Annotated in this window: 1 protein-coding gene and 1 pseudogene; both read right to left on the bottom strand. The window is 67.5% G+C overall.

Features of this window, described 5'->3' with window-relative positions; translation table 11 throughout:
- On the bottom strand, nucleotides 1-368 hold a 368-nt coding region (locus PSD17_RS19845; protein WP_339124077.1), incomplete at its 3' end, for an IniB N-terminal domain-containing protein.
- A 122-nt stretch (nucleotides 369-490) separates the two neighbouring features.
- Nucleotides 491-677: pseudogene (locus tag PSD17_RS19840) on the bottom strand (IniB N-terminal domain-containing protein); the annotation flags it as partial.

The raw sequence follows: 677 nt of genomic DNA, 5'->3' as shown, positions 1-677 counted from the left end.
ATGCCGCCGCGGTTGTCGATGTTCTGGTTGATCGAGTTGTCGACGATGGTGTCGCGGTCGTCGATGTAGTTGTTCGTGACGTAGGTGTTCAGGTACTTGACCGCCACCTCGTGCGGGTCCTCGCCGGGCTTCGGGTGCGGCGGCGGGGGCAGCTGCGGGTGGTGGTGCCCGCCGGTGTTGTAGTCGCGGTCGAAGCTGGCGTCGTGGCTGTCGCGCAGCAGGACGAGCGCCTCGTGGACGTCGCCGGGCTCGAGGTCGGTGATGCCGCAGGACGCGAGGAACGCATCGGGGTTCGCCTGGAAGGCGGCGAGCTGCTCCTCGTCCTCGAACAGGCTGAGCAGGAGCTGGATGAGGGACTGCGAGGCCATGGTGATCTCCGTGGTGTGCGGTCCGGCGCGCGGCCGGCAACTGGGTCAGGAAGTCGGTGTCGTGCGGTGGAGCGGTGGTGGTGGGGGCCGGCCGTGCCGGCCCCCACCGGACGCGGGAGGCGTCAGCCGATGTCGAGCCCGTCGTTGTCGTTGGCCTGGCTGTTGTCGGTGTTGTGCGAGGCGACGTCGTTGTAGGAGCCGAGCGTGAAGTCGTCGTCGCTCTGGAACGAGTCGCTGATGTTGCCGCTGTCGGTGTTGTGCGAGTTGGTGTGCGTGGTGGTGTTGGTCGTCGAGTTGTCGACGGCCTGG

Origin of the sequence: Pseudonocardia sp. D17, assembly GCF_036984265.1 — a bacterium.
Classification (GTDB): domain Bacteria; phylum Actinomycetota; class Actinomycetes; order Mycobacteriales; family Pseudonocardiaceae; genus Pseudonocardia; species Pseudonocardia benzenivorans.
This window is presented reverse-complemented; position numbering and strand designations above follow the sequence as displayed.